Source organism: Cupriavidus pauculus (assembly GCF_022179805.1).
In the GTDB taxonomy this organism is placed as follows: domain Bacteria; phylum Pseudomonadota; class Gammaproteobacteria; order Burkholderiales; family Burkholderiaceae; genus Cupriavidus; species Cupriavidus pauculus_E.
Map to the genome: position 1 here is coordinate 77,230 of NZ_BPUO01000019.1, position 25,292 is coordinate 102,521.

21 protein-coding genes and 2 pseudogenes are annotated in these 25,292 nt (G+C 60.3%); 15 read left to right on the plus strand and 8 right to left on the minus strand.

What is annotated here, in order from left to right; translation table 11 throughout:
• Positions 1 to 323: 323 nt before the first annotated feature.
• Positions 324 to 1,706, minus strand: a complete 1,383-nt coding sequence (locus tag MFF62_RS27315; protein ID WP_238266395.1) for an FAD-binding oxidoreductase — start codon at positions 1,704 to 1,706, stop codon at positions 324 to 326.
• A gap of 27 nt (positions 1,707 to 1,733) precedes the next feature.
• Positions 1,734 to 3,044 carry an MFS transporter gene (locus MFF62_RS27320; protein ID WP_238266397.1) on the minus strand — a complete coding sequence of 437 codons (1,311 nt, stop codon included), beginning with the start codon at positions 3,042 to 3,044 and terminating at the stop codon, positions 1,734 to 1,736.
• A gap of 120 nt (positions 3,045 to 3,164) precedes the next feature.
• On the opposite strand from MFF62_RS27320, the gene MFF62_RS27325 reads away from it, so the two are divergent.
• Both MFF62_RS27325 and MFF62_RS27330 read left to right on the plus strand, forming a co-directional pair.
• Positions 3,165 to 4,118 (plus strand): LysR family transcriptional regulator, encoded by a 954-nt coding sequence (locus tag MFF62_RS27325; RefSeq protein ID WP_238266398.1) that lies wholly within the window; start codon positions 3,165 to 3,167, stop codon positions 4,116 to 4,118.
• Positions 4,119 to 4,337: 219 nt separating this feature from the next.
• A pseudogene (locus tag MFF62_RS27330) lies at positions 4,338 to 4,933 on the plus strand (tyrosine-type recombinase/integrase); the annotation flags it as partial.
• Between the two features lie 297 nt (positions 4,934 to 5,230).
• On the opposite strand, the gene MFF62_RS27335 reads toward MFF62_RS27330, so the two are convergent.
• Positions 5,231 to 5,638, minus strand: a complete 408-nt coding sequence (locus MFF62_RS27335) for a MerR family transcriptional regulator (protein WP_238266403.1) — start codon at positions 5,636 to 5,638, stop codon at positions 5,231 to 5,233.
• Positions 5,639 to 5,711: 73 nt separating this feature from the next.
• Between MFF62_RS27335 and MFF62_RS27340 the strand changes: the two genes are divergently transcribed.
• Positions 5,712 to 6,695 carry an aldo/keto reductase gene (locus tag MFF62_RS27340; RefSeq protein ID WP_238266408.1) on the plus strand — a complete coding sequence of 328 codons (984 nt, stop codon included), beginning with the start codon at positions 5,712 to 5,714 and terminating at the stop codon, positions 6,693 to 6,695.
• A gap of 19 nt (positions 6,696 to 6,714) precedes the next feature.
• On the opposite strand, the gene MFF62_RS27345 is transcribed toward MFF62_RS27340, so the two are convergent.
• Entirely contained in the window at positions 6,715 to 7,101 is a 387-nt protein-coding gene (locus tag MFF62_RS27345) for a Rossmann-fold NAD(P)-binding domain-containing protein (protein ID WP_238266410.1), read from the minus strand.
• Between the two features lie 399 nt (positions 7,102 to 7,500).
• Between MFF62_RS27345 and MFF62_RS27350 the strand changes: the two are divergent.
• Positions 7,501 to 8,126: pseudogene (locus tag MFF62_RS27350) on the plus strand (tyrosine-type recombinase/integrase).
• Between the two features lie 110 nt (positions 8,127 to 8,236).
• On the opposite strand, the gene MFF62_RS27355 reads toward MFF62_RS27350, so the two are convergent.
• Positions 8,237 to 9,292 (minus strand): DMT family transporter, encoded by a 1,056-nt coding sequence (locus MFF62_RS27355; protein ID WP_238266412.1) that lies wholly within the window; start codon positions 9,290 to 9,292, stop codon positions 8,237 to 8,239.
• Positions 9,293 to 9,432: 140 nt separating this feature from the next.
• Here MFF62_RS27355 and MFF62_RS27360 point away from each other — a divergent pair, with 140 nt between their 5' ends.
• The 10 genes from MFF62_RS27360 to MFF62_RS27405 all read left to right on the plus strand — a co-directional run bounded on the left by MFF62_RS27360 (position 9,433) and on the right by MFF62_RS27405 (position 21,960).
• The gene (locus tag MFF62_RS27360; protein WP_238266413.1) at positions 9,433 to 10,416 is read left to right on the plus strand and encodes a chromate resistance protein ChrB domain-containing protein; all 984 of its coding nucleotides are present in this window, start codon (positions 9,433 to 9,435) and stop codon (positions 10,414 to 10,416) included.
• Entirely contained in the window at positions 10,413 to 11,612 is a 1,200-nt protein-coding gene (locus MFF62_RS27365) for a chromate transporter (RefSeq protein WP_238266414.1), read from the plus strand. The genes MFF62_RS27360 and MFF62_RS27365 overlap by 4 nt, the downstream gene beginning before the upstream one ends.
• A 29-nt stretch (positions 11,613 to 11,641) precedes the next feature.
• Positions 11,642 to 12,250: a superoxide dismutase gene (locus MFF62_RS27370; RefSeq protein ID WP_238266415.1), complete on the plus strand. Its 609-nt coding sequence runs from the start codon at positions 11,642 to 11,644 to the stop codon at positions 12,248 to 12,250.
• Positions 12,251 to 12,258: 8 nt separating this feature from the next.
• Positions 12,259 to 13,473 (plus strand): MFS transporter, encoded by a 1,215-nt coding sequence (locus MFF62_RS27375; protein ID WP_238266416.1) that lies wholly within the window; start codon positions 12,259 to 12,261, stop codon positions 13,471 to 13,473.
• Between the two features lie 1,105 nt (positions 13,474 to 14,578).
• Positions 14,579 to 15,046 (plus strand): hypothetical protein, encoded by a 468-nt coding sequence (locus MFF62_RS27380; RefSeq protein ID WP_238266417.1) that lies wholly within the window; start codon positions 14,579 to 14,581, stop codon positions 15,044 to 15,046.
• A gap of 77 nt (positions 15,047 to 15,123) precedes the next feature.
• Positions 15,124 to 15,558, plus strand: a complete 435-nt coding sequence (locus MFF62_RS27385; RefSeq protein WP_404990847.1) for a copper resistance protein — start codon at positions 15,124 to 15,126, stop codon at positions 15,556 to 15,558.
• 72 nt (positions 15,559 to 15,630) lie between these two features.
• A complete protein-coding gene (locus MFF62_RS27390; RefSeq protein WP_238266418.1) occupies positions 15,631 to 16,932 on the plus strand; it encodes a TolC family protein in 1,302 nt (433 codons plus the stop codon).
• On the plus strand, positions 16,929 to 18,458 hold the full coding sequence (locus MFF62_RS27395; protein ID WP_238266419.1) for an efflux RND transporter periplasmic adaptor subunit: 1,530 nt from the start codon (positions 16,929 to 16,931) through the stop codon (positions 18,456 to 18,458). Before MFF62_RS27390 ends, MFF62_RS27395 begins: the two co-directional genes overlap by 4 nt.
• Positions 18,455 to 21,625 carry an efflux RND transporter permease subunit gene (locus MFF62_RS27400; protein ID WP_238266421.1) on the plus strand — a complete coding sequence of 1,057 codons (3,171 nt, stop codon included), beginning with the start codon at positions 18,455 to 18,457 and terminating at the stop codon, positions 21,623 to 21,625. Before MFF62_RS27395 ends, MFF62_RS27400 begins: the two co-directional genes overlap by 4 nt.
• A complete protein-coding gene (locus MFF62_RS27405) occupies positions 21,622 to 21,960 on the plus strand; it encodes a copper-binding protein (protein WP_238266425.1) in 339 nt (112 codons plus the stop codon). The genes MFF62_RS27400 and MFF62_RS27405 overlap by 4 nt, the downstream gene beginning before the upstream one ends.
• Positions 21,961 to 22,359: 399 nt before the next feature.
• Here MFF62_RS27405 and MFF62_RS27410 read toward each other — a convergent pair whose 3' ends face one another.
• Positions 22,360 to 22,608, minus strand: coding sequence for a hypothetical protein (locus tag MFF62_RS27410; RefSeq protein WP_238266426.1), 249 nt, complete (start codon positions 22,606 to 22,608; stop codon positions 22,360 to 22,362).
• Between the two features lie 423 nt (positions 22,609 to 23,031).
• On the opposite strand from MFF62_RS27410, the gene MFF62_RS27415 reads away from it, so the two are divergent.
• On the plus strand, positions 23,032 to 23,355 hold the full coding sequence (locus MFF62_RS27415; RefSeq protein ID WP_238266427.1) for a hypothetical protein: 324 nt from the start codon (positions 23,032 to 23,034) through the stop codon (positions 23,353 to 23,355).
• A 245-nt stretch (positions 23,356 to 23,600) separates the two neighbouring features.
• Here the strand turns inward: MFF62_RS27415 and MFF62_RS27420 are convergent, their stop codons facing one another.
• Both MFF62_RS27420 and MFF62_RS27425 read right to left on the minus strand, forming a co-directional pair.
• Positions 23,601 to 24,422, minus strand: a complete 822-nt coding sequence (locus MFF62_RS27420; protein WP_238266428.1) for an ABC transporter permease — start codon at positions 24,420 to 24,422, stop codon at positions 23,601 to 23,603.
• A 1-nt stretch (position 24,423) separates the two neighbouring features.
• Positions 24,424 to 25,272 carry an ABC transporter permease gene (locus MFF62_RS27425; protein WP_309295921.1) on the minus strand — a complete coding sequence of 283 codons (849 nt, stop codon included), beginning with the start codon at positions 25,270 to 25,272 and terminating at the stop codon, positions 24,424 to 24,426.
• Positions 25,273 to 25,292: the final 20 nt, after the last annotated feature.

Consider the following 25,292-nt stretch of genomic DNA (forward strand, 5'->3'; position numbering starts at 1 on the left):
CTATGCCGAACGGCCCATAGCACCCCACGCAAAGCTGGCTGCTCCGCCGACTGGATGGCGGACGTGCATGCCTCCAGCACCGGAGTCGGTGGAAACATCGACATTTCCGCGGCACACCCCAGCACAACAGCGATCTCGACAGGCGAACCCAAGGCCATCGCAAATCTGAGTTGTTCTGCAAGGAACCGGGCCACCGCTTCGCGCGAGTCGTCTACGGTATCCATTCCCCGATGAATTTCGCGGCGTTTTGCTCGAATGCAATGCAGCAAGTCAGTCGGTGAGATCCTGCTTAAACGGCCGCCCATGCTAACGCCCGAACCTTGCTACAGAATGCGACCAGGATTGAGGATGCCATTCGGATCTAGCAGCCGCTTGAGATCGGCCATCATCTCCAATTCCTCAGGCGAACGGCTATAGTCAAGAAAGTCCTTCTTGATAATGCCGATGCCATGTTCCGCGGAGATTGCGCCGCTCGCGTGCCGAACGGCGGAATAGACCAGTTCCTCGACACGATGGAGATCGTCACCGGTGTGCGGGCCAGACAGCACGTGAAGATTGCCGTCACCGATGTGGCCAAAGAAAAGGTGGCGCTGACCGGGAAACGCTTCGTCAAGCATCTGACGAGCGGACTTGACGAAGCGGTCCATGGAAGCCATTGGCACGCTGACATCGAACGCCGCATGGGGCTTCATTTCTGCCAGCAGCTCTCCCACGGACTCGCGATATGCCCAGAGCCCTTCTGCGTCATCGAGCGATTGTGCGACGATGGCGTCTTCCACCTCGCCGGCCTCCAGCACTCGCTCGAGAAACTGTTCCAGCGCCTGTCGCTCGATCGATTCGTCGTCACCAAGGCACTCGATCAGTACATACAGAGGAAATTCCTGGCCAAACAGCGGCCTCAGGTCGGAAACCATCTCGGCAGCAGCCATGAAATCGCTCCACATCACCTCGAAAGCGGAAAGCGTCGGCAATGCCGCTCGGCTCAGACGTATCAGCTTGGCTGCTGCGTCGAACGAAGATAGCGCGCAGAGCGCCGTACACGAGCCCCGAGGCTTGGGAAAGAGCTTGACCACCAGTCTAGTAATCACCCCGAGCGTCCCCTCACTTCCGATGAAAAGATGCTTGAGATCGATACCTGTGGTGTTCTTGGTCATACCATTGAGCATCGTCATCAAGCGACCGTCAGGCAGTGCCACTTCAATACCAAGCACCAAGTCCCGCATCGTTCCATAGCGGATCACCCGGTTCCCGCCTGCATTGACGGCCGCGTTGCCCCCTACCTGGCAAGAGCCTCGAGCGCCGAGATCCAGCGGGAAGTACCAGCCCTGCTCTTCCACCTGTTGCTGTAGTTCTTCCAGAACCACCCCAGCCTGTACGGTAGCGGTGCCGCCAACTGCATCGATCAGATCGATGCGGTTGAGTTTCGCTAGCGACAAAGCGAACTCGTGATCTTGAGGGGTCGCGCCACCTGCGAGCCCCGTCAATCCGCCCTGCACGACGACCTTCTGTCCCGCCTCATTACAGAGCTTCAATACCGTGGCGACTTGCTCCGGCGTCCTTGGAAACAGAACAACAGGAGGCGCATGTTTCCGCGCTTCGCTCCAATCGCCGGCATGCGCGGTAGTGATGGATGGATCGCGCACGACGACTTCGGCGCCTAACGCTGAAGTCATCGCTGCGAGGAGATCTTCGAATGGTTGATTCATGTTTGCTACGTTATCTACGGCCATCGATCAGGAGTTCTTGGCGCCGTTGTCGCTCCTGACCCAGAAGACGATGAAGCTCGACAGAACCAGGAACACTGCAATGACGTACAGCGCAATATTGGTGTTCCCGGTGCGGTCGGCGATCCAGCCGACCATGTACGGACTGACAAAACCAGCAAGATTGCCGATGGAATTGATCAGGGCCACACCCGCAGCGGCGGCGATGCCACCAAGGATGGCCGTGGGGACACGCCAGAACACAGGCGCCAGGCATTGCAACCCCATGCAGGCAATCGTTAGCGCAGCAAGTGAAACAACGCGGTTGTGACTGAACAGCGCGCTAGCCACCAAGCCCAATGCCGCGACGGCACACGGGACGAGATAGTGCCAGCGATGTTCGCCATGACGGTCGGCGCTGCGGCCAACGACAAGCATTGCCGCGATACCGAAAGCGTAGGGAATTGCTGACAGCATTCCGATATCCAGCGGGGAGGCCACACCCATGCGCTTGATGATCGACGGCAGCCAGAAGCTGAATCCGTATTGACCCATTGCCGCGCCAAAGTACGCAAGCGCAAGCCACCAGACCACGGAACGCCTGAAGGCATCCCCAAGTGATACCGATGTCTTCTGCTTGCGATCCGCATCGATATTGGCCTTCAGCAGACCGCGCTCTGCCGCGCTGAGCCACTTCGCGCTATCGATGCTGTCATCGAGATAGAAGAGAACCGCTATGCCGACGACCAGCGAGGGCACACATTCAATGAGGAAGAGCCATTGCCATCCCGCGAGTCCCGCACGTCCATTGAAGGACGAGAGAATCCAGCCGGAGAGCAGACCGCCGAAGACCCCAGCGATCGGAATAGCAGTCATGAAGCGTGCGATGACGCGGCTCCTGCGATTTGCGGGATACCAGTACGTCAGGTACAGAATGATGCCCGGGAAGAAGCCGGCTTCTGCAGCGCCGATCAGAAACCTCACCACATAGAACGCGGTGGTGGACTGTACGAAAGCCATCACACCAGTGAGGACTGCCCAGGAAATCATGATTCGAGCAATCCACCGCCGGGCGCCCACGCGGTGCATTGCGAGGTTGCTTGGCACTTCGAAGATGAAGTAAGCCAGGAAGAAGATGCCGGCGCCGAGACCGTAGATCTGCTCGCTCCAGCCAAGGTCCGACGACATCTGAAGCTTCGCAAACGCGATGTTGACGCGATCCAGGAAAGCGATAACGAAACACAGACAGAGAAACGGAATCAGGCGCCACGTTACCTTCGTGTAGGCCTGATCTTCGACAGCGGCCTCGGTTTCGAGGGGCGCAAGGAAAGGGAGTGCCACGGGGATTGTCTCCAGGTTCGAATAGTTTTGACAGCGACCCGAGTCTGCACCGTGCAATCCGACAAGACAATCGATTAATCCTGATCTATTATTAAGCCATACTGTTCAATAGATGATGCCGTGCCCACTCCGCGTTTCACTCCCCGGCAACTCACGGCGTTCCTTGCAGTAGCGGATGTCCGCAACTTTGGCAAGGCAGGTGAACGCTTGAGTCTCACGCCTTCCGCAGTCAGTCAGCTAATCGCAGAGTTGGAGTCGGCCGTGGGCTTTCGGTTGTTCGATCGGACTACGCGCAGCGTCACGCTATCCCCCGCAGGTCGCGAGTTCATTCCGTCAGCGCGTAGTGTTCTCAAGCATTTCGAGCTCGCGCAATCGGCGGCAGACGACATCCGAAACCGGGCCGCCGGTGTCGTCCGCATCGCGGCTCCGATGGTGATTGCAGGCACGATCCTGCCCGACGCAATACGGGCATATGCCGAGCAATACCCTAAAGTTGTCATACGCATCCGCGATGCGGCAGTAGATAACCTCATCGACATGGTGGCAAACGCCGACGTTGATATTGCCGTCGGTCCCGACCAATATGGCGATGACAGCGTTACTCGAATCAGTCTTTTCAAGAGCTCGTGGGTATTGTGGTGCGCACCGGACCATCCCCTAGCGAAGCGAAAGACAGTCGTGTGGGCCCAACTTCGCCAGCACGCCGTGGTCGCTGCGGGTCACGACTACGAGCGAAACGTCTCGCTGATGCATGCTGGCGCCGCCGAAGGCGAACGCATTGCCCCCATTGACGTCGTAGATAACGTCAGCACGGCCCTCGGAATGGCCGCGGCGGGTATCGCGCTGACGTTGGCGCCGGCCTATGTCGGTCTACTTGCGAACAAGCTTGGGCTGGTAATGAGGCGCATTGTTGATCCGGAAGTCGTGCGCCACGTGTGTCTTTACTATTCGTCCACCCGTGCGGCGTCCCCGGCTGCCCAGGGCTTCCTTGAACACCTCGTGACATGGCTTGAAGGCAAGGACACCCTGGGAATACCAAAAAGGGCGACAAAGGACGCTCCTTCAGGTAGCTAACTCTCCAATCGAGCGGCGGTAATGAGCTTCCTATCGGCCTTTCGTCACTAGGTATGGCATTGGCAGAGAAGGGTCGGTCAGCGACCGCCTGAACAAAGCGTCAAGGCACGCGTGGCGCATCCGACTAACCGTCATGAGCGAAGATCTGCAGGGCGAGCAAACTGGTCCTCCCTTGGTTCGAAAGGAGCTGATCATGGAGACGATTCACCCGCCACCCCGCGTGCGCCGTGGAATAAGGGTAAGCTCACTGGACAAAAGCCGCCGCTCAAGCTCTGCGAGATCTGGGCGATTCGCACAAGGCTGAAAATGTCGTCGAACCATCGTGAGCTCGCACTGTTCAATCTCGCGATCGACAGCAAGCTTCGGGCATGTGATCTCACTAGGCTGTGCGTACGAGACGTTTGTCAGGGCAGCCGCGTCGGTGCTCGAGCGACGGTGATCCAGCAGAAGACGCACAGGCCGGTCCAGTTCGAGATTACGGAGCAGACCCGATCAAGTCTTGAAGCATGGATCGCCGACCGCGGATTGCGTTCATCCGATCCATTGTTTCCAAGTCGGATCCACGCCTCGGCCCACCTGTCGACCCGTCGGTACGCCAGGATTGTGCATCGCTGGATTGCGTCCGTCGGCTTAGACGACACCGCGTACGGCACCCACACTATGCGGCGAACCAAAGCATCGCTCATCTACCGCGCACCAAAAACCTTCGAGCTGTCCAATTACTGCTTGGCCACACGAAGCTGGAGAGCACGGTTCGTTACCTCGGCATCGAGGTTGACGACGCCATCGAGATGGCTGAGCAGACTGAAGTGTGACAAACCGCTGGCCGGCGAGCTGGCGCTTGTCGGCCAACAAAGGACGTTGGCACTAGACCGCGGTCGGTCCGCTTACCACACTATAGCGGTCGCTTGAGGCGGACGGCGTGCATCATAGCGACTACGCCCATAACACTTTCCCGCACTTGACGCCGCCGAGACAGGAAGTCCAGGGCTTGTCTTCATCAAGCGGGGTATCGAGGGGGCACCGTGCGTGAGAATCCCTACCAGTTCTCTGCCCTGCTCGAACAGCATCTTCCGCACGCTGTTGGGCGAATAGCGATTATCGCCGAGCCGTCAATCGAGTCCTCGGCACTCGTACTCCGGGAACAGTGGGGAGGCTCCCGGCTTCCCAGCCTCGATCCACGCGAGTTTTCCTTGCAGGAACGCCAGCGCACTATCCAGATGAGCACGCCTGTCTTCCAGCTTGGCGATCTGTGTGCGCAACACCTCCACCGTTCGTGTTGCCGATCTCGCTCCGGACCGGTATTCATTGTTCAGCGCCGCGATCTCATCGAGCGAATATCCCAATGACTTCTGCAGAAGGATCATTCGAGCGGCTGTAACGTCATCCGTCGAGAAGATCTGGTACGGATTCCGGCCGCCGGCTGTGCCCCGCCTAGGCTTCAGCAGGCCCTTGGTCACATAGAAACGAACCGTCTCCGCTGAAAGCCCAGTTTCCCTCGAAAACTCGGATATCCGCATTCTCAACTCCTTGACTCTGTAGCTAACTACACGCTTATAACAACGGACTCTACCTTCAATCGGAGCCTGATGGATGCAAATCCCTACCCCTTCTTTACCCAAGGTTCGCCTCGGCACGGCCGGGCTGCTTGTCGGCATGCAAGGCCTGGGCTGCATGGGCATGAGCGAGTTTTACGGTGACACCGATACCTCGCAGGCGCGTGCCACGCTCGATCGTGCACTGGCACTGGGCGTAACGCTATTCGATACCGCCGACATGTATGGCTTGGGAGCCAACGAATCCTTTCTTGGCGATTTTTTTCGCGCGCATCGAGAGGACGTCGTCGTCGCGACCAAGTTCGGCTACACGCGAACAGCAACTTGTCCCGACGACTGGAGCATCAGCAATCGCCCGGACTACATCCGCGAGGCCGTGGATCGCTCTCTCAAGCGCATGGGTGTCGACACCATCGACCTGTACTACATGCATCGCCGCACCCTGGACGTTCCGCTTGATGAGTCGATCGGGGCGATGGCCGAACTGGTGAAGGTCGGAAAAGTGCGGGCGATCGGTCTTTGCGAGGTGACGGCGGAGGAATTGCGACTTGCACACGCGATCCACCCGATTGCCGCGTTGCAGTCCGAGTGGTCAGTCTTCAGCCGGCAGATTGAACGAGAGGTCGCCCCCGTCGCTGCCTTGCTGGGCATCTCTGTGGTTCCGTATGCGCCGCTGGGTCGGGGACTACTGACAGGCCGATCGTTTTCCGGACAACTCACACCGGCCGACGCCCGCAACCAGTTCCCGCGCTTTCATCCCAAAAACCAGGAAGCAAACAGCCGCCTTGTGTCGACGCTGGAGGGCTTGAGTCGTGCTCGCGGCGTCACCACTGCCCAATTGGCTCTCGCCTGGTTGTATGCGCGGGCACGGCAACTGGGGGTGTCTATGGTACCGATCCCGGGCACGCGCCGGCCTGATCGACTGGAAGCGAACGTGGCTGCGACAAGCATTCAACTCAACGATCAAGAGATGGATGCCGTCGAGCCGCTGGCCAGTGCTGTGCAGGGCGCCGCCATTTGATGGCGTGCGCCGACGCCGGTCAGTCGATGTGGAGATCTTGCAATTCAGCCAGCCCCTGTTCACGGGTGACCGCTGGGTTGTAAGCCAGCTCGCGGCAAGCCTTGGAGATATCAACGGTCACGGTGACGGCCGAAGGGGCTAGCGCTTGCAGCGTGACAGGCGGACACCAACGCCCCCCTGTCACGCCCGCGATACGTTCGCCGATGGCGGCAATCGCGTAGACCAGCCATCGCGGGACCTTCTTGTCCGGCACCCGTCTGCCCTGGCTCTCGAGCATTGCGCTGACGAAGGTCCGGAACTCGATGGAATCGGCATCCGCGATGAAGTAGATCTCTCCGGGCGTACCTGCAATCAGTGCGCGTTCGATGCCGTGTACCAAGTTAGCGACATGCGTCGAGGATGTCATGTAGTGACCGCCGTCGATCCAGGCGAACTTCCCAGCAAGATGGTCGAATCGCTGACCCGGCATACCATCGGAACGGAGGAGTGTCCGATCGAGGGCATTCCAAACGAGCATACTCCGTAACGCCAGCCAGCGACTTGCTCGCCAGCACGGAAACAGACCCTTACAGGTAATCGTATCAGGGCTGGCGGCAACCGGAGATTAGGTGGTGCGAAAGATCAGACGTGGAAGCCGGGCGACATCGAGAAGGCCAAATGATGACTCCATGACCGTCGGAAAGGCACTCGACAACAGTCAGTCAAGTTATCCCTTTCATCTGACCGAGAACGGGCCGGTCAGCGACCGTCGGCGGCACAGGTTTCGGAGCAAACTGATCTTTCCTTCGTTGGAAAGGAGATGATCATGGAGATGTCCAATTCACCCGCCGCCCCGCGGGCACTGTGGAATAAGGGTAAGCTCACCGGACAAAAGCCGCCGCTCAAGCTCTGCGAGATCTGGGCGATTCGCACAAGGCTGAAAATGTCGTCGAACCATCGTGAGCTCGCACTGTTCAATCTCGCGATCGACAGCAAGCTTCGGGCATGTGATCTCACTAGGCTGTGCGTACGAGACGTTTGTCAGGGCAGCCGCGTCGGTGCTCGAGCGACGGTGATCCAGCAGAAGACGCACAGGCCGGTCCAGTTCGAGATTACGGAGCAGACCCGATCAAGTCTTGAAGCATGGATCGCCGACCGCGGATTGCGTTCATCCGATCCATTGTTTCCAAGTCGGATCCACGCCTCGGCCCACCTGTCGACCCGTCGGTACGCCAGGATTGTGCATCGCTGGATTGCGTCCATCGGCTTAGACGACACCGCGTACGGCACCCACACTATGCGGCGAACCAAAGCATCGCTCATCTACCGCGCACCAAAAACCTTCGAGCTGTCCAATTACTGCTTGGCCACACGAAGCTGGAGAGCACGGTTCGTTACCTCGGCATCGAGGTTGACGACGCCATCGAGATGGCTGAGCAGACTGAAGTGTGACAAACCGCTGGCCGGCGAGCGGGCGCTTGTCGGCCATTTGCAGCCATTTATACCTTCGCCTCGAAAAGGCTGAAGATCATCTCAAAGCGGCCACTGCGACAGGTAGCAACCTAGTGGGCGTGTCGGTGGTGCACGTCTGGGTAGTGCGGATGCTTGTGCATGAGGACGTCGTGATGGTGCCAGTGTCTATGTGGTTCACGGCCATCCCACGGAAAATCGTGAGCATGCTGATGGTGCTCATCATGCCGGTGCGTATGGCTATGATCCAGCGGCTCGTGCGTGTGCGCATGTTCGTGGCGCTCTCGCAAATGCAGCCAGACGCCGAATGCCATCAGTGCCGCGGCTAACCAGAACGCCACGCCAGGCTTCTCCGGCCAGATCGCAAACGAAATCAGTACGCCAAATAACGGGGCCACCGAGAAATACGCGCCGGTGCGCGCAGTCCCTAGCGTACGCAGCGCCGTGACAAACAGCGCCAGGCTGACGCCGTAACCCGCGAAGCCAACCAACATCGCTCCGCCAACGACAGGCAGCGATGGCATGGCGATCCCCTGCCCCAATGCCAGCGTCGTATTGCAGACGCCCGCGACAACGCCTTTGATGCAGGCCACAAGTAGCGCATCGTTACTCGAGACCTTGCGCGTGAGGTTGTTGTCGATCGCCCAGCAGAGGCAAGCTCCGACGATCAGCATTCCTCCAGCGGACATCTGCAAACTACCGGGCTGCCACGCCAGCACCAAGCCTCCGGCCACGATTGCAACCATGCCGAGCACGATCTGACGGTCCGCATTCTCCTTGAACACGACCCATGCAATCAGTGCCGTGAACACGGCTTCCACATTCAGAAGCAACGACGCCGAGGCCGCGTTCGCCGTGACCAGACCAGTCATCAGCAATGCGGGACCAGCCACGCCGCCGGCAAGGATTGCCCCCAGCAACCAAAACCACTCGGACCTCGGTATGCCGGCTGCGTCGTGGGACCTCGACACGGTCCGCGCAAATCTGCGTAATGCAAGCACCAGCGCGAGTCCCAGTCCGCTGCCGAGGTACAGGAGGCCGGCGAGAAGCAGCGGCGAAACGGCGCCCGTCAAGTTTTTCGCCAGCGGCGTGCTGGCGCCAAACAAGATGGCCGCGAGCAAGGCGGGAGATGCGGTGCGAAGCGACATAGCGAGATAGGGCAGAACACTGGTACCGCTTATTGTCCACCGCGATGCGCCCAAATTGGCACTTTACCTCGCCCAGAATTCACTAATGTAGAGATCGCTACAGTATTGAAGCGAAACCTACGACGCACTAAGCTGGGGGCATGACTTCTCTTCCATATGCCTCCGCCTGGGTACTGCTTGTGGTCAGCTTGCCGACTTCGGCCGCCACAGCCCGTATGCGCTTCTGGCGCGGCATCAAGGCGCTCGGTGCGGCTGCATTGCGCGATGGCGTCTATTTGCTACCCGATCTGGCCACGTTACGTGAGCCATTGCAGGCGCTCGCGGCAGACGCGATCAGTGAGGATGGCAAGGTCTGGATACTGTCAGTCCAGGCTACGGATGCGCGGCAGGATGGCGAGTATCGCGCGTTGTTTGATCGGACCGCGGAATACGCAGACTGGGTGGCAGACGTCACCAGCGCCCGTACAACGCTGGCCGATACAGACGAAGCAGACCTGCTGCGCATGGCTCGCCGCTACGGTCGCTGCTACGACACGCTCCGCAAGATTGACTTCTTCCCCAATGAGGCATCTTCCCGCGCCGAAGCACAGTGGCGCGATTTCAATGCGGCGATCGACATCATGCTCTCTCCTGGCGAACCGCAACGCGCGGCGGGAAACATTCCTCGACGAGACCCGGCCCAGTACCAAGGGCGACGCTGGGCAACACGGCGCCACGTTTGGGTGGACCGCGTCGCCTGTGCCTGGTTGATCCGGCGCTTCATCGATCCCCATGCCACCTTCCTCTGGCTGGATGACATACGGCAGTGCCCGGACGATGCGCTGAGTTTCGACTTCGACAGCGCGACATTCACGCATATCGGTGACCGGGTGTCTTTCGAGGTGTTGCTCGCAAGCTTTGGACTCGATGAGAACAAGGGACTGACTCGCCTGGGCCAGATGGTTCACGTACTGGATATCGGCGGATCGCCCGTGGCCGAGGCCAGTGGATTCGAAGCGGTACTGGCGGGCACGCGCGAACTTCTACCCGATGACGATTCAGTGCTGGAGGAGATCGGGCATGTCCTCGACTCGCTCTACACCCACTTCTCCAGCACGCCCAAACCTTCACTGACGACCAGATGAACGCGTCCCAGCCTCCCGCTCCCGTCGCCCCGGCCCACGATCTCCCCGGCTACACACTGCGGCAATTGGTGCTGTACTTCCTGCGACTTGGAACCTTGGGTTTTGGCGGACCCGTGGCGCTTGCCGGCTATATGCACCGGGATCTGGTCGACGCGCGGCAGTGGATTACCGATGCTGACTACAAGGAAGGTCTTGCACTCGCGCAACTTGCGCCGGGTCCACTCGCCGCCCAACTCGCCATCTACCTCGGATACGTGCACTACCGCATCCTAGGCGCCACACTCGTCGGTGTGGCTTTCGTGCTGCCGTCGTTCCTGATAGTGCTGGCGCTCGGCTGGGCCTATGTGCGCTTTGGCGGTTTGACCTGGATGCAGTCGGTGTTCTACGGCGTGGGCGCGGCGGTGATCGGGATCATCGCGATCACCGCCTACAAGCTGACCAGGAAGAGTGTCGGCAAGGACAAGCTGCTGTGGTTTATCTATCTGGTGTCCGTCGCCGTCACCGTTATCACCGAATCGGAAGTGGCCTGGCTATTCCTCGTCGCCGGCGTGCTGGTGTGGTTTTGGCGTGCACCGCCCAAGTGGTTGCGGCAAGGCAGGCTGAATGTCATTGCAGCGGCCCCGCTGCCGGCGGCGACTGGCATGCTGAGTACCGTGGACTGGCCGCTGCTCGCGCAAATTGGTGTGTTCTTTGCGAAGGCGGGAGCATTTGTCTTCGGTTCGGGGCTCGCCATCGTACCGTTCCTGTACGGCGGCGTCGTAACCGAACACCACTGGCTGAACGACAAGCAATTTGTCGATGCCGTGGCGGTCGCCATGATTACGCCCGGCCCCGTCGTCATCACCGTCGGCTTCATTGGGTATCTTGTGGCGGGGCTGCCCGGCGCCTGTGTGGCAGCAGCAGCGACATTCCTGCCCTGTTACCTGTTTACCGTCCTGCCGGCGCCGTACTTCAAGAAATACGGAAAGCTGCCGGCCATCCTGGCATTCGTCGATGGCGTCACCGCGGCCGCCATCGGCGCCATCACCGGGGCGGTGATCGTTCTGGCCAAGCGTTCGATCATCGATATTCCGACCGCGCTGCTCGCGCTCGTCACTGTAGCGCTGCTCCTGAAGTTCAAGAAGCTATCTGAGCCGATGGTCGTCGCAGGCGCGGCCCTGATTGGGCTCGCAGCCTATCCATTGCTGCATCACTAATGCCACAGGAGACCGTGGTGATCTACCAAATGAAACCCCTTGCCTGCGACCCCGCGAGCTTGTCGGGTCTTTCGGAAGCGTTAATCGTTAGCCACTACGAGAACAATTACGGCGGTGCAGTCAAACGCCTCAACGCCATTGCCGCCGAGCTTGCCGCACTGGATGCAGAGAGCGCCCCCGCGTTTGTGCTCAATGGGCTGAAACGCGAGGAGTTGATCGCGACGAACTCCATGATTCTGCACGAGGTATACTTCGATAGCCTTGGCAATAGCGGGCCGCCCGACGAGGGTATCAAGACCGCCATCGAGCGCGATTTCGGCTCTGTTGCGCGTTGGCAGGCAGAGTTCCGTGCGATGGGCAAGGCGCTCGGCGGAGGCTCCGGTTGGGTACTACTCACCCATTCGGCGCGTGATCAGCGACTGATCAATCAATGGGCGCCAGACCATGCGCACACGCTCGCATGTGGCACGCCCATCCTGGCGCTCGATATGTACGAACATTCGTACCACATGGAGTTTGGCGCCAAAGCTGCCGCATACGTCGACGTATTCATGCAGAACATTCGTTGGCAACAGGTGGCGACCCGTTTCGAGGCCGCGATTAGCAAGCCAGCGACCGTGACGCGGCTCAACCAGTGATCCGCCCAATGCTCGCCGGCAACATGCTGCCGTCCGGCATCGATGCCAGTGCGATGCCGCTGCTTGCCGGGCGGGCACTGCGTGGCTTCTGCGATGGATTCGTGGCGGTACTCTTGCCCGCGTACATGCTGGCGCTCGGCTTCGACCAGTTCGCTGTGGGACTGATCAGCAGCGTCACGCTGATAGGCTCCGCAATTGCAACCATTCTGGTCGGGCTCGTCGGTAGCCGCTTTCAACAGCGCCGCCTGCTGATGTTTGCCGCGGTCCTGATGTGCGCGACCGGGGTGGCTTTTGCGGGTCTGACTTCGCTTTGGCCGCTGTTGATCATTGCCTTCGTTGGCACGCTAAACCCGAGCTCGGGGGATGTCAGCATATTCCTGCCGCTGGAGCAGGCACGACTTGCCGAGTCCGCGACACCCGACGCACGCACGGCTTTGTTCGCACGCTACGGAATAGCGGCCTCGTTGTCCGCTGCATTTGGGGCGCTAGCCGCAGCCGTACCAGCCTCGCTTGCCAGGCATGCGGGCTTGCCGTTTCTTGATGCCGTGCGCTTGATGTTCGTCGTCTACGCTTTGACGGGCATTGCGCTCTGGGCGCTCTACGCGAGGTTGCCTGAACCCCATCCGCAGTCGACATCGACAGCCGCACCACTGGGCCCATCACGCCGAATCGTGATCCATCTCGCGTTGCTGTTCAGTGTGGATGCGTTTGCGGGCGGCCTGGTCGTCAATGCCTTGCTGTCACTCTGGCTAATGCAGCGCTTCGGGATGTCTCCGGGTACAGCGGGCCAGTTCTTTTTCTGGGCCGGACTGCTCACCACGGCTTCCCAGTTCGCCGCCGTTCCGCTGGCCCGAAAGATCGGTCTGGTGAACACCATGGTGTTCACGCACATCCCATCCAGCGCGTTCCTGATTGCCGCCGCATTCTCGCCATCGTTGACGCTGACGTTGCTATTGCTACTGGCGCGCAGTGCTCTGTCCCAAATGGATGTGCCAACGCGGACGGCATTCGTGATGGCGGTGGTCACCCCCGCCGAACGAACTGCTGCGGCAGGTCTGACTGCAGTGCCACGCAGCCTTGCTGCCGCCATCAGTCCAGTGCTTGCCGGCGGGCTGATGGCAATGGGCTGGGCCGGAGCCCCATTAGTGGTCTGCGGTGTACTGAAAGTCGGCTATGACTTGGCCATCCTGGCCGCTTTCAGGCGCGTAAGGCTCTTGAACTAACCGGACACTGGGGGTGAATTTCGCGGCGAGCGCAGCGCCTGACCGAGTGGCACGTCGTTCATCGCGGAACGCTGATTTTGCTCTCGAAGGGTGTTTGGCATGACCTGTGGTAGTTGTTGCGATTCCGAACGACTGTTCCGCGGACAATAGTGGTCGTCAGCAATGCAACGCTGAGCGGCCGTGAAGGGTCGGCCAGAGACGGCGGTGGCTTGGTGGTTGATAGCTGGCCAAGGCCGGCCATGAGCTGCCGCTCCCAAAACTGAGGCCAAGATCCGCCTAGGTTCTGGTTTCGGTCTCTCGACAAGCCCATGACAAGCGGGGCGTCGGTCAACAACTTTTCCACGGCTCGTTACACGCGTTGGCTCAAAGGCTCCTTGGTTATCCTCAGCCGTTGGCATTGGACCACCCTGGTGTCATGGTTACTCGCCAAGACAGCTAGCCGGTGGCCAAACTCGCATGAATCGCCCGGGTGAGCCGAAATGCGGCGCGCAATACGGAGCCGGTATCCAAAATCCATCGGACTGAGGCTACATAAAGCGCTTGACGTTCCCATAGTGGGAACGTCTACGCTTCGAGCGTTCTCAAGTCGCCATCACTCGAAAACGTGAAAAATTCGATCACCGTTCGCGGCCTTATTGCCTGGATTTGGCTCGCAGCGTTGCTGCTGACCGGTTCGGCATCCGCCGCCTATGTCTGTCCGACCGACATGGTTGGCGACAATGTGGCCAGCTTGCGGCAAGTTGGCTGCGCGGACGACGATCAACCGGCGCTTTGTGCAACCTATCTTCGCGGTGCCCCGGCAAGCGCGACACAACCGCATCCGCCTGTTGGCGGCGATGCGCCTCCACGAATCTCCGTACAGTTCTGGCGTCTTACTTCACCGACTGCGCAGAAAGTGTCACCGGCGGTGCGCAACGTACCATCTCCCTCGCCTATACCAATCTATTTGGCGACAGCCCGACTGAGGCCTTGATGTTCCCTATGCCTGACCGCCTGACGGCAGGCATCCAACGTTGGCCACCGGGTAGGACGAAGCCACCTCTTCTTGTGCTTCGCCCGCTAACCCAGCACGTATGAACATCAATCACTCAATTGAGGAAACATCATGAACGTCGTCAGAATTGCCGCCGCCTTTGTATTCGCCGGACTCGCCACGTCCGCCTTTGCCGGCCCGGATTGGGATGTCATCCAGCGCGCTCGCCTGGCTGCACATCAAGCCAATGCCACGGCCGCCGAAAACCAGGCCATGAAGGAACAATGCAAGCAGATGATGCATCCGATGTCCTCGTCTGACACGCATGCGCATTGGATGAGCAAGGCTATCGATTCGCACGGCACCACCACCGATTCTGACACGGTGTCTAATCGTGCATGGGGCAACGCGCTTGCGTCGGTCCTCGGCGAACGGAGTCCTTACCTGGACGGCAGCCGCATTGATCAGCGCAACGTCTTCACCGACGGCGCCTTGAGCATGGCCGGTATGGACCGGACGGGCCCATTGGCTCCGCCGGCACACACCCGCGATCCGTACACCGATGGCGCGCGCGCCAGCGATATGTCATCGCTGGCATAACGCACCTGTAGCTTGGGAGCACCGGCCGCTGCCGGCGTGCCTAATGGTTCGCAGTTGCAATCTACCCAAAAGCAGTTATGCTTGGCGCTGCTTTGATATCCTCGACCATCGTGCGTGACTTGGCCCGCCGGCATTCATGGATTGCCGGATTCCTTCTGGTTGTGTTTCTGTCAGTTCAACTGGCAACGGCCGCCTACGCCTGCAAGATGGGCGAGAGCGAGCCAACGAAACAGCCGCCGATGGAAGCCATGGTGTCCTGCGCCGACATGGCCGAACAGGATGCCGCGCCGATCGACAGTCAAAAGGCGCTTTGTATGGGCCATTGTCAGGCCGATACGAAGCACGCCGACCACGCTGCGCCACAGATTCCCGCATTCATCCCGGTTCTGGCGAGCATCATCGTCGAGCCCCCCGTGCTGGACGCCGCGCCGTTCTTCGCACTACGCGCGAAGAACCAGCCGCGCGCCCCACCGCCTCCGCACGCTATCCTCCACTGCTGTTTGCGCACCTAGCCTCCGAAGCTACGCCACATCCTTCTCGCTCCCTGTATTGAGGGAGCGGTGGTCGTCGTTTCCGGAGGCTTTATGTTATTCCCTCGTTGCCTGAGGCTGGCGCTCCTATGTGCTTCTGCCCTCGGCATGTCGGTAGCGCTTGCCGCGCCGCCGCCTGCCACACCCACCTTATCCATTGAAGAAGCGGCCGCGCTGGCCACGGCGCGTGCGCAAGATGCCGAGAACTCGCACGGCGCCATCGAAGCGGCCGTGCAGCAGGCTGTCGCCGCCGGCCAATTACCCGATCCCATTCTGAAAGTCGGGCTGAACGATGTCCCCATCAGCGGTTCGGACAGAGGCTCGCTGAGTCGAGATTCCATGACCACGCGGTCGATCAGCGTACTGCAGGAATTTACGCGTGCCGACAAGCGACGGGCACGTACTGCACGGTTCGAGGCCGAGGCCGATTCCGCTGATGCGCGGCGCATCGTAGGTGTGACCAATGTTCAGCGCAGCACTGTCGCCGCTTGGATCGATCGCTGGTACGCCGAGCAGGCGGCAGCACTGCTTGGCCACCACTCTCATCCATTGAACCTGGCGCTGGAAGCCGCCAATGCTGCCTATCGCAGTGGTCGCGGCACGCGCGCCGACGTATTGTCCGCACAACTGGAAGTGCAAAAGCTGCAGGACCGCGAAAGCGAAAACCAAGCGGTACTCGATTCTGCCACCGTCAATCTATCTCGCTGGATCGGCACAGATGCCACACGCCCGCTCGGCGAACCCCCGGCCCTTGTCGTCCCGGACCGTGTCGAGCAACTAGGCCGTGCGCGCTATGACAGCGTGCCGGAAATTGCCGCAGCGCAGCGCGACGTGACACTTGCAGAGAGCGAGGTGCGCTTGGCGACTGAGGCGCGCAAGCCCGATATCAGCGTCGAGTTGATGTACAGCCAGCGCGGCGCGGCCTACTCCAACCTGGCCTCGATCAACGTGAGCTTCCCGCTACCGTGGGATCGAGCAAACCGTCAAGATCGTGAAGTGTCCGCGCGACTCGCGCAGGCCACCGAGGCACGCGCAAAAGCGGAGATTATCCAGCGTAATACAGACGCAGTCGTTGGCGCGCGCGTCGCAGAACTGCGCCGCAACCTTGAACGCCTCAAGCGCTATGACGACGCTACGCTGCCGCTGGCCAACGCGCAGGCGGAAGCTGCCCTGACAGCCTATCGCGCCAACACGGGTTCGCTGCTGGCAGTGGCGGAAGCGAATCACCGCGCCATCGATACCGCACTGGAACGGCTAACCCTGGAGCAACGCACGACGAGGCTCTGGGCCGAACTGACGTTCTTGACGCCACTGCCCACCGCACAAACCGAACCTGCCACCAAGGATTTCAAATGAACCCGCGACTGAAACTTGCCGCTTCGTGCCTGGCATTGATCGGTGCGGCCGGATATGCCGGCTATCGCTTCGGCGTTTCGCAGGGCACGTCCACGATGCCCGGCGAACCGGCGACGAGCGCGGCAGCGAAAGCTAGTGACGGCGATCCGCAAACGGGCAAGAAAGTTCTCTATTGGCACGACCCGATGGTGCCGGGCCAGCGCTTTGACAAGCCAGGAAAATCGCCCTTCATGGACATGCAATTGGTACCAGTTTATGCCGACGGGGACGGTTCTGGCGGCAGTGGGATCTCCATCGACAGTCGCGTGACGCAAAACCTGGGCATCCGCACCGCTGAGGTAAAGGCCGCTCGCATGGGTGTCATGCTCGAGGCACCCGGCAATGTTGCCATCGATGAGCGCAGCATCCAAGTGATCCAGGCGCGCACCACTGGCTTCGTGCAGCGCGTGGGAGTGCGAGCCACGCTCGATTCAGTCCGAAAGGGTCAGACACTGGTCACTCTCTATGCACCCGACTGGGTGGCGGCGCAGGAGGAGTACCTGGCGGTCGCCCGAATGCCTCAAGGGTTACAGGGCGACCTGGCAGATGCGGCAAAAGCGCGCATGCGGCAAGCCGGCATGACGCCGGGGCAAGCCGATGCTGTCGCCCGCTCGGACAAGCTGCAGACAGGGCAAGGCATCGCCAGCCCGCTGGACGGCGTTGTCACTGAGATCGCAGTGCGCGAAGGCATGACAGTCACCCCGGGCATGACACTTTTCCGGCTGGCGGATCTTGGTCAGGTCTGGGTGATTGCCGAAGTGCCGGAAGCACAGGCGCGTGGTATCGCCCCCGGACAATCCGTCAAGGTATCGGCCACCGCCGTCCCGGAACCCGTGAACGGCAAGGTCGATGCGATCCTTCCCGACGTCAATCCCGCCACGCGCACCCTCAAGGTACGCATCGTCTTACCCAACAAGCAACACCGGCTGGTGCCCGGCATGTTTGCCAACGTGCGGTTCGACAGCGGCGATCGCCCGGACGTCCTGCAGATTCCATCCGAGGCCGTGATTCGTACGGGCCAGCGCAACGTCGTGATTGTCGATGCGGGGCCGAAGGGTTATGTGGCCACGGAAGTCCGCACAGGCCATGAATCCGACGGCATGACCGAGGTCGTCTCCGGACTGAATGCCGGGCAAAAGGTTGTGACGTCGGGCCAGTTTCTGATCGATTCCGAAGCAAGCCTGCGCGGCACGTCGGAGCGGCTGGCATCGCCGGCCGGAGCATCCGCGCTCGCCGCGACTGTGCTGGAGCATGAGGGGATCGGTCGCATCGAAGCTGTGAATGCTGCGGGCCTGACAATTTCGCATGGACCGATTCCTTCGGCACAGTGGGGCGCTATGACGATGGATTTCGCCGCGCATGATCCTGCAATGCTCAAGGGGTTGAAACCTGGCGACCGCATCCGGTTCCGTTTCAGCCTGGACCAAGACGGTGCCGCCACGCTATCGTCGGTACAGCCCACCGGTGCTGAAGGAGCCAAGCCATGATCGCGCGCATCATCCTGGCGTCGATACGCAATCGCTTCCTGGTGCTCCTGGCCACGGTCATGCTCACGGCGTGGGGGCTGTGGGCGGTGCGCAGTACGCCCCTCGACGCGTTGCCAGACCTATCCGATGTGCAGGTGATCATCCGCACTCCATTTCCGGGGCAGGCACCGCAACTGGTCGAAAACCAGGTCACCTATCCGCTGACCACGACCATGTTGTCTGTGCCGGGGGCCAAGACCGTACGCGGATACTCTTTTTTCGGGGATTCGTTCGTCTACGTCCTGTTCGAGGACGGCACCGACCCGTATTGGGCGCGCTCGCGCGTACTGGAGTACCTGAATCAGGTGCAGTCACGCCTGCCGGCAGCCGCCAAGCCGGCACTGGGGCCGGATGCCACCGGCGTCGGCTGGATCTACGAGTACGCGCTGGTGGACAAGACCGGTCGGCACGACCTCTCACAACTACGCGCGCTACAGGACTGGTTCCTGCGTTTTGAGTTGAAGTCACTGCCCAATGTCGCTGAGGTCGCTCCCATTGGCGGGATGGTGAAGCAATATCAAGTCGTATTGCAGCCGGACAAGCTGCGCGCCTACAACATCCCCCAGTCCAAGATCCTAGAGGCTTTGAAGGGTGCGAACCAGGAGGCCGGAGGCTCAGTACTGGAACTTGGTGAGGCCGAGTACGCGGTGAGAGCCTCGGGGTACCTGAAGACGCTCGATGATTTCCGGCAGATTCCGCTAGTGACCAGCGAAGCAGGCATTCCTGTACGGCTCGGCGATGTGGCCACGGTCCAGTTCGGTCCCGAGTTGCGGCGCGGTATCGCCGAACTCAATGGCCAGGGCGAGGTCGCCGGCGGTGTCATCGTGATGCGCTCCGGCAAGAACGCGCTGGAAACCATCGATGCGGTCAAGGCCAAGCTCGCCGTGCTACAGAAGAGCCTGCCGGCAGGCGTCGAGATCGTCACCACGTACGACCGCTCGTCTCTGATTAACCGCGCGGTGGACAATCTGACGCACAAGCTGATCGAAGAGTTCATCGTTGTCGCTCTGGTCTGTCTGATCTTCCTGTTCCACCTGCGTTCGGCCTTGGTGGCCATTGTTTCGCTGCCGTTGGGGGTACTAGCCGCCTTCCTCGTCATGCGCTACCAAGGCGTCAATGCAAACATCATGTCGCTGGGTGGCATCGCCATTGCCATCGGCGCCATGGTCGATGCTGCGGTCGTCATGATCGAGAATGCGCACAAGCATCTCGAGCACTGGAATGCGGACAATCCCGGGAGGGAACTCTCCGGGGAGGAGCGCTGGCGTGTGATCGGCGAATCGGCGGCGGAGGTGGGCCCTGCACTGTTCTTCTCGCTGCTGATCATCACACTCTCCTTTGTGCCAGTGTTCACGCTGGAAGCGCAGGAGGGACGGCTGTTTTCACCACTGGCCTTCACCAAGACTTACTCGATGGCCGCAGCCGCTGGGTTGTCGGTGACCCTGGTGCCAGTCTTGATGGGATATATGATCCGGGGCAGGATTCCCAGCGAACAGTCCAATCCGCTCAACCGATGGCTGATCCGTGCTTACCAGCCGATGTTGGCCAAGGTGCTGACCTATCCGAAGACCACGGTGGCCATTGCAGCAGTTCTGCTGGCCGCGACCGTCTGGCCGATTGCGCGGGTTGGCGGCGAGTTCATGCCGCCCCTTGATGAGGGTGACCTGCTCTACATGCCCTCTGCGCTGCCCGGCCTTTCCGCAGGTAAGGCCGCGCAATTGCTCCAGCAGACGGACAGGCTGATCAAGACTGTGCCAGAGGTTGCCACCGTGTTCGGCAAGGCGGGCCGCGCGGACTCGGCGACCGACCCGGCGCCGCTGGAGATGTTCGAAACCACGATCCAGTTCAAGCCGCGCGATCAATGGCGCGCCGGCATGACGCCGGACAAGCTGGTCGAAGAACTCGATCGCGTGGTGAAGGTGCCGGGCCTGTCGAACATCTGGGTACCACCGATCCGCAACCGGATCGACATGCTCGCCACCGGTATCAAGAGCCCGGTGGGCATCAAGGTGGCGGGCACGGACCTGAAGGAAATCGATCGGCTTGCCACGCGCATCGAGGAAGCCGTGAAAACGGTCCCGGGCGTCACTTCCGCGCTGGCGGAGCGTCTGTCTGGTGGACGCTACATCGACGTCAATATCGACCGGATGGCGGCGGGCCGCTATGGCTTGAACATCGTGAACGTCCAGAGCATTGTGTCCTCTGCCGTCGGTGGCGACAACGTGGGGGAAGTGGTCGACGGATTGGCGCGCTTTCCCATCAATGTCCGCTATCCACGCGACTACCGCGATTCGGTGGAGCAATTACGCGCCTTGCCCATCGTCACGGATCGAGGCCAGCAGATCATCCTATCCGACGTGGCACGCCTTGAGGTGGTGCAAGGCCCACCGATGCTGCGCAGCGAAAACGCCCGCCTGTCCGGCTGGATCTACGTGGACATTCGCGGACGTGATCTGCGCTCAGCGGTCCATGACATGCAGGCAGTGGTAGCCAAGACGGTGCCGATGCCAGCGGGATATTCCCTCAGTTGGTCGGGGCAGTTCGAGTACCTGGAGCGGGCCACCGCAAAGCTGAAGGTGGTGGTGCCGTTCACACTACTGATCATCTTCGTCTTGCTTTATCTGGTGTTCGGCCGCCTTGACGAAGCACTGCTGATCATGGGCACGCTGCCGCTGGCGCTCATCGGTGGATTCTGGCTGCTCTATGCGCTCGGCTACGACTTGTCGGTGGCCGGCGTGGTCGGCTTCATCGCATTGGCCGGCGTGGCGGCCGAGTTCGGCGTGATCATGCTGCTCTACCTCAAGCACGCCTGGAGCGAGCGAGAACAGGGAGGCGAAGCAAGCCTATCCGCGCTGCTGGAAGCCATCCAGGAAGGCGCGGTGCAGCGTGTCCGTCCCAAAGCTATGACAGTCGCGGTCATTCTCGCTGGCCTGATTCCTATCATGTGGTCGCATGGCACGGGCTCGGAGGTCATGCAGCGCATTGCCGCTCCGATGGTCGGTGGCATGGTGACCGCGCCCTTGCTTTCCCTGTTTGTTGTCCCGGCGGTGTACCTGCTGATACGCAAACGCCAGACAAAATCTGTCCCCCTTTCCACCCACCCCTCGCTTCAAGAGGAAACGCAATGAAACACGTCAACACTCTCGCATTCCTTCTCTCCCTTACGGCCGCCTCGGCGGCATTCGCGGCTGGATCGATGGACGGCATGGACATGAAGCCGTCTGCCGCATCGCCGAAAGCTCCGCAGCCCGTCGCAGCGGAAGTCAAGAAGATCGATGCCCAAACCGGCAAGGTAACGCTCAAGCACGGCCCGATTGACAACCTCGGCATGCCCGCCATGGTGATGGCGTTTCCTGTCAAGGACCGCGCTTCGCTAAAGAACTTCAAGGAGGGCGACGCGGTTTCCGTTACGTTCGACAAGGTCGACGGCGAACCGGCCGTCGTTGACATGAAGCGACGGTAAGCGCACGCAATTGCATGCCGTCGCTGTTGGTGGCATGCATTTGTCGTGCGACCCGATGCATCGGATTTCTTCGAAATAAGCCCGAGCGGATGACTGATGCGACCACTAAATCTTCCGTCCGACGTCGTAACGACGCTCTTGGTCACCCTGGCGCTGACATTCTGCGCAATATGCTGGTTCGCCTGGCATCTCAGGCGCTAGGCGCCACAAGCCAGGGGAAGTCGCAAGTAAGGTGATTCTGGACAATGCAACAGCCTGCCTTGCGACGCCGGCAGCTACGCTTCGCCATCGGATGACCGCTCAACGCTCGTGGCCGCCATTGGGCGTTACTTCGCCGATGACCGGAAAGGGTCGGTCAGCGACCGTCGGCGACAGAGGCTTCAGACCACGTGGGGCACGTCAGATGTCCCCGAGCCAGCCGTCCGCCGCGATCCGCGCACGGCGCACTGACGCGTCCTCGGCCGCGCGCTGGGTACCGTAGCCCGACAAGGAAAAATAAGGCCCGCACAACCGCACCCGGCGGTCATTCTCGACCGTCACCTCGTAGTCCCACTCCCGGCTGCCGGCCGGCCGGATGACCTGAAAAACGAAGAGTTGCAGCACGAGTCCGCGATAGGGTCGGCTGATGCGGCCCGTTGAATCGTTCAACTTTTGCCCCGGTATGCCACCAGGGGTGAGCGTGCCGGCGTGGCAGGCATCAAGACACCCGTGTAGTGAGATTCATGCTACGCGCGCCGGTATGCCCTCCTGTCAGTGTTTGTCTGATTCTGGCGGGGCAGGGGTTGCCGCCTCGCGGCGGGGTACGCCTCCCAAAAAGAACACCTGACGCCGCAAGGCGTCAGGTGAATAGCTCACGGCGAAGGCGCGCTCCTTCGAGAGCGACAGAATAGGAAATCGCACACGCGTTTTGCCCCCTCCAAAAGTGGGAGCGGCTGTACTAAGATCATTTCCGAGGCGTTTCACAAGCAGCGCCTCGGCTGTTTGGGCGCCCGCCGCTTCCAGTCACCGGCGGGCCTTTTCGCAACCGGGCGGCACGGGATCCCCCACGCTCACTCCATTTCTGCTGTCACCATGAACATCGTCCTTTTGCGCCACGGCAATCGGGCTCTGCTCCTGCCGGCTGGCCGTTCTCTCATCGACTGTCCGCTTCACGTCCGTCTCTGGCTCGGCACACCCCAGACTGAGGTCACCACGCAGCTCACTGCGGACACGCCGATGCCCGGCATTCATCCGCCCCTCGTGCTGGCCGAGATTTTGCAAAACGGGTTCTGCGCCCTCGACATGTATGGCTTCGTGAGGGGGCTTTCCCGCCCCTTGCCGCGGCCGCCGCCGGAGGGTACGCGGAAGGAAGCGGCGGATGCCAATGCTACGGATTTGCCCCAAGACGAGGTGTGACTGCCTGGAAACCCGCGTGGTTAAGCCAGAGTGAGGCTCACTTCGCGCCGGTCCATCATTGGCCGGATTGTGGCCCGCTGCAGCCATTCGATTCAACGCAACTGAATGGCTCCCTTGGGTCGTTCTGAGACCGTAACCACCCCGCAGATCATTGAAGCCGAAGGAAGTCCGCCGGGGAAACACGACTCTGAGCCGGAGCCTTTGATCCGCGTTGAAGGTCACGTGCTGCGATTGAGTTGCCCCCGTCAGTGCCCCTCCTCAATGTTGAGGATTTTCCCCAAACCGAGAAAGTAATTCGCAAAGGCAAGCACACTTGCTGTCACTACGATATAGACGACCGACAGTGCGGCTAACGTCGGATCTGCGAACTCCCGGACATAGTTGTACATGGACACCGGCAATGTCTGCGTGTCTTGCGTGGTGACGAAAAGCGAAGCGGTAAACTCGCTGAATGACATGATTGCCGCGAACAACCAACCTCCGAACAGCCCTGGAGCAAGCAACGGGATCGTAATCGTGAACATCACCTTTAACGGCGATGCACCAAGACTTGATGCAGCCTGCTCCAGCCTGGCATCCAGATTCTCCATCGACACATAGACGCTCTTCAGCACAAACGGCAACACCAACATTACGTGACACAAGATGACAGTGCCATACGAGCGGTCAATGGAAGCCTGGGAAACGAGAATAAGCAGGCCAAGCCCTAGCGTGAAATGAGGCACCACGAGAGGTGAATGTAGGATCGCCAGCAGCGCGTGCTTACCGCGGAACTCCAAACGCTTGACGGCGATTGAGAGACAGGTGCCGACTACGAGCGCGATGAACGACGACCAACCGGTAACGACGAGACTGGCGTGAAACCCATCGCGAAAGTCTGGATAGGTGAAGACGCGCGCAAACCATGCTAGCGAATAGGATTCCGGCGGAAAAGTGATGATTGCCTTTTCGTTGAATGCGGCGATCGTCACCACGACGACCGGCAGCAGTACGAAGGCAAGAAGAAATACGACAAGTAGCGGTCCCGCGATGCGCAGCGGCAGTGGCAGAGCATTCTTGATTCTCATTTTAATGTTCTCCAAAAGCCTTCAATCGCTTTGTGAACAACCCTAGGGAAAAGAGCGCTGCAGCTGTCAACAGCAATCCCATCACACTCAGGCTGGCAGCAAGCGGGAAGTTCATGGAAGCGAAGCCGAGTTGGTACACGAGCGTCGACACCGTCGGCACGCGACCTCCCCCAATCATCTGAGGTGTCGCAAAGGCGCTAAAAGTCCAGGCAAACGCCGTCGTGACGCTAGCGAGAATTCCGGGTATGGAGAGCGGAAGCGTGACTGTCAGGAAGGTTCTGACCGGACCGGCGCCCAAACTCTGGGCCGCCTTTTCGTAGTCTCGGTTGATGTGCGAAATCGCCGTGGCTAGCATCAGCACCACCACGGGAATCGTTACGTGCACCAGCGCGACCAACACGCCAAAGTGAGTGAACATGAGTTCCAGCGGCCAGTCAATCAGGCCCATCTTTCGCAGCGTGCCATTGATAAAGCCATTGCTGCCCAGCACGGCTATCCAAGAGTAGGTCCGGACGATCTCGCCCAAAAACAGAGGGGTGATGGAAACCACTAGAATGAAGGACTTGAGCGCTCGACTCTTGACGCGCACCAGAGCATAAGCCAGCGGGTATGCAGCCAGGAGCGAAAACACAGTCGTCTCCGCGCTCAGTCGCAAGGTGTTGGTGAACGCGTCGAGATAGATTGACTTGGTCAAGTCCCCGAAATTGGCGAACGTGAACCCTCCGACATCCAGAGATCCAGGGATGTATGCTCGAAAACTGAACTGCAGTACCGCAAGCAGCGATACCGCTATGCAAAGCGCGACAAGGACTGCGGGTGAAACAAGCCAGGCTCGTGGATGGGGGCGCATTCTGAAGCCTTATTTCAGAT

Excerpts from the sequence above, each read along its gene's own strand:
- MFF62_RS27370 (WP_238266415.1), top strand. The coding sequence starts at position 11,642 with ATGAAACCCCTTGCCTGCGACCCCGCGAGCTTGTCGGGTCTTTCGGAA.
- MFF62_RS27360 (WP_238266413.1), top strand. The coding sequence starts at position 9,433 with ATGACTTCTCTTCCATATGCCTCCGCCTGGGTACTGCTTGTGGTCAGC.
- MFF62_RS27335 (WP_238266403.1), bottom strand. The coding sequence starts at position 5,638 with ATGCGGATATCCGAGTTTTCGAGGGAAACTGGGCTTTCAGCGGAGACG.
- MFF62_RS27420 (WP_238266428.1), bottom strand. The coding sequence starts at position 24,422 with ATGAGAATCAAGAATGCTCTGCCACTGCCGCTGCGCATCGCGGGACCG.
- MFF62_RS27380 (WP_238266417.1), top strand. The coding sequence starts at position 14,579 with ATGAACGTCGTCAGAATTGCCGCCGCCTTTGTATTCGCCGGACTCGCC.
- MFF62_RS27355 (WP_238266412.1), bottom strand. The coding sequence starts at position 9,292 with ATGTCGCTTCGCACCGCATCTCCCGCCTTGCTCGCGGCCATCTTGTTT.
- MFF62_RS27345 (WP_238266410.1), bottom strand. The coding sequence starts at position 7,101 with ATGACATCCTCGACGCATGTCGCTAACTTGGTACACGGCATCGAACGC.
- MFF62_RS27405 (WP_238266425.1), top strand. The coding sequence starts at position 21,622 with ATGAAACACGTCAACACTCTCGCATTCCTTCTCTCCCTTACGGCCGCC.
- MFF62_RS27315 (WP_238266395.1), bottom strand. The coding sequence starts at position 1,706 with ATGAATCAACCATTCGAAGATCTCCTCGCAGCGATGACTTCAGCGTTA.
- MFF62_RS27390 (WP_238266418.1), top strand. The coding sequence starts at position 15,631 with ATGTTATTCCCTCGTTGCCTGAGGCTGGCGCTCCTATGTGCTTCTGCC.
- MFF62_RS27340 (WP_238266408.1), top strand. The coding sequence starts at position 5,712 with ATGCAAATCCCTACCCCTTCTTTACCCAAGGTTCGCCTCGGCACGGCC.
- MFF62_RS27425 (WP_309295921.1), bottom strand. The coding sequence starts at position 25,272 with ATGCGCCCCCATCCACGAGCCTGGCTTGTTTCACCCGCAGTCCTTGTC.
- MFF62_RS27375 (WP_238266416.1), top strand. The coding sequence starts at position 12,259 with ATGCTCGCCGGCAACATGCTGCCGTCCGGCATCGATGCCAGTGCGATG.
- MFF62_RS27395 (WP_238266419.1), top strand. The coding sequence starts at position 16,929 with ATGAACCCGCGACTGAAACTTGCCGCTTCGTGCCTGGCATTGATCGGT.
- MFF62_RS27400 (WP_238266421.1), top strand. The coding sequence starts at position 18,455 with ATGATCGCGCGCATCATCCTGGCGTCGATACGCAATCGCTTCCTGGTG.
- MFF62_RS27385 (WP_404990847.1), top strand. The coding sequence starts at position 15,124 with ATGCTTGGCGCTGCTTTGATATCCTCGACCATCGTGCGTGACTTGGCC.
- MFF62_RS27415 (WP_238266427.1), top strand. The coding sequence starts at position 23,032 with ATGAACATCGTCCTTTTGCGCCACGGCAATCGGGCTCTGCTCCTGCCG.
- MFF62_RS27365 (WP_238266414.1), top strand. The coding sequence starts at position 10,413 with ATGAACGCGTCCCAGCCTCCCGCTCCCGTCGCCCCGGCCCACGATCTC.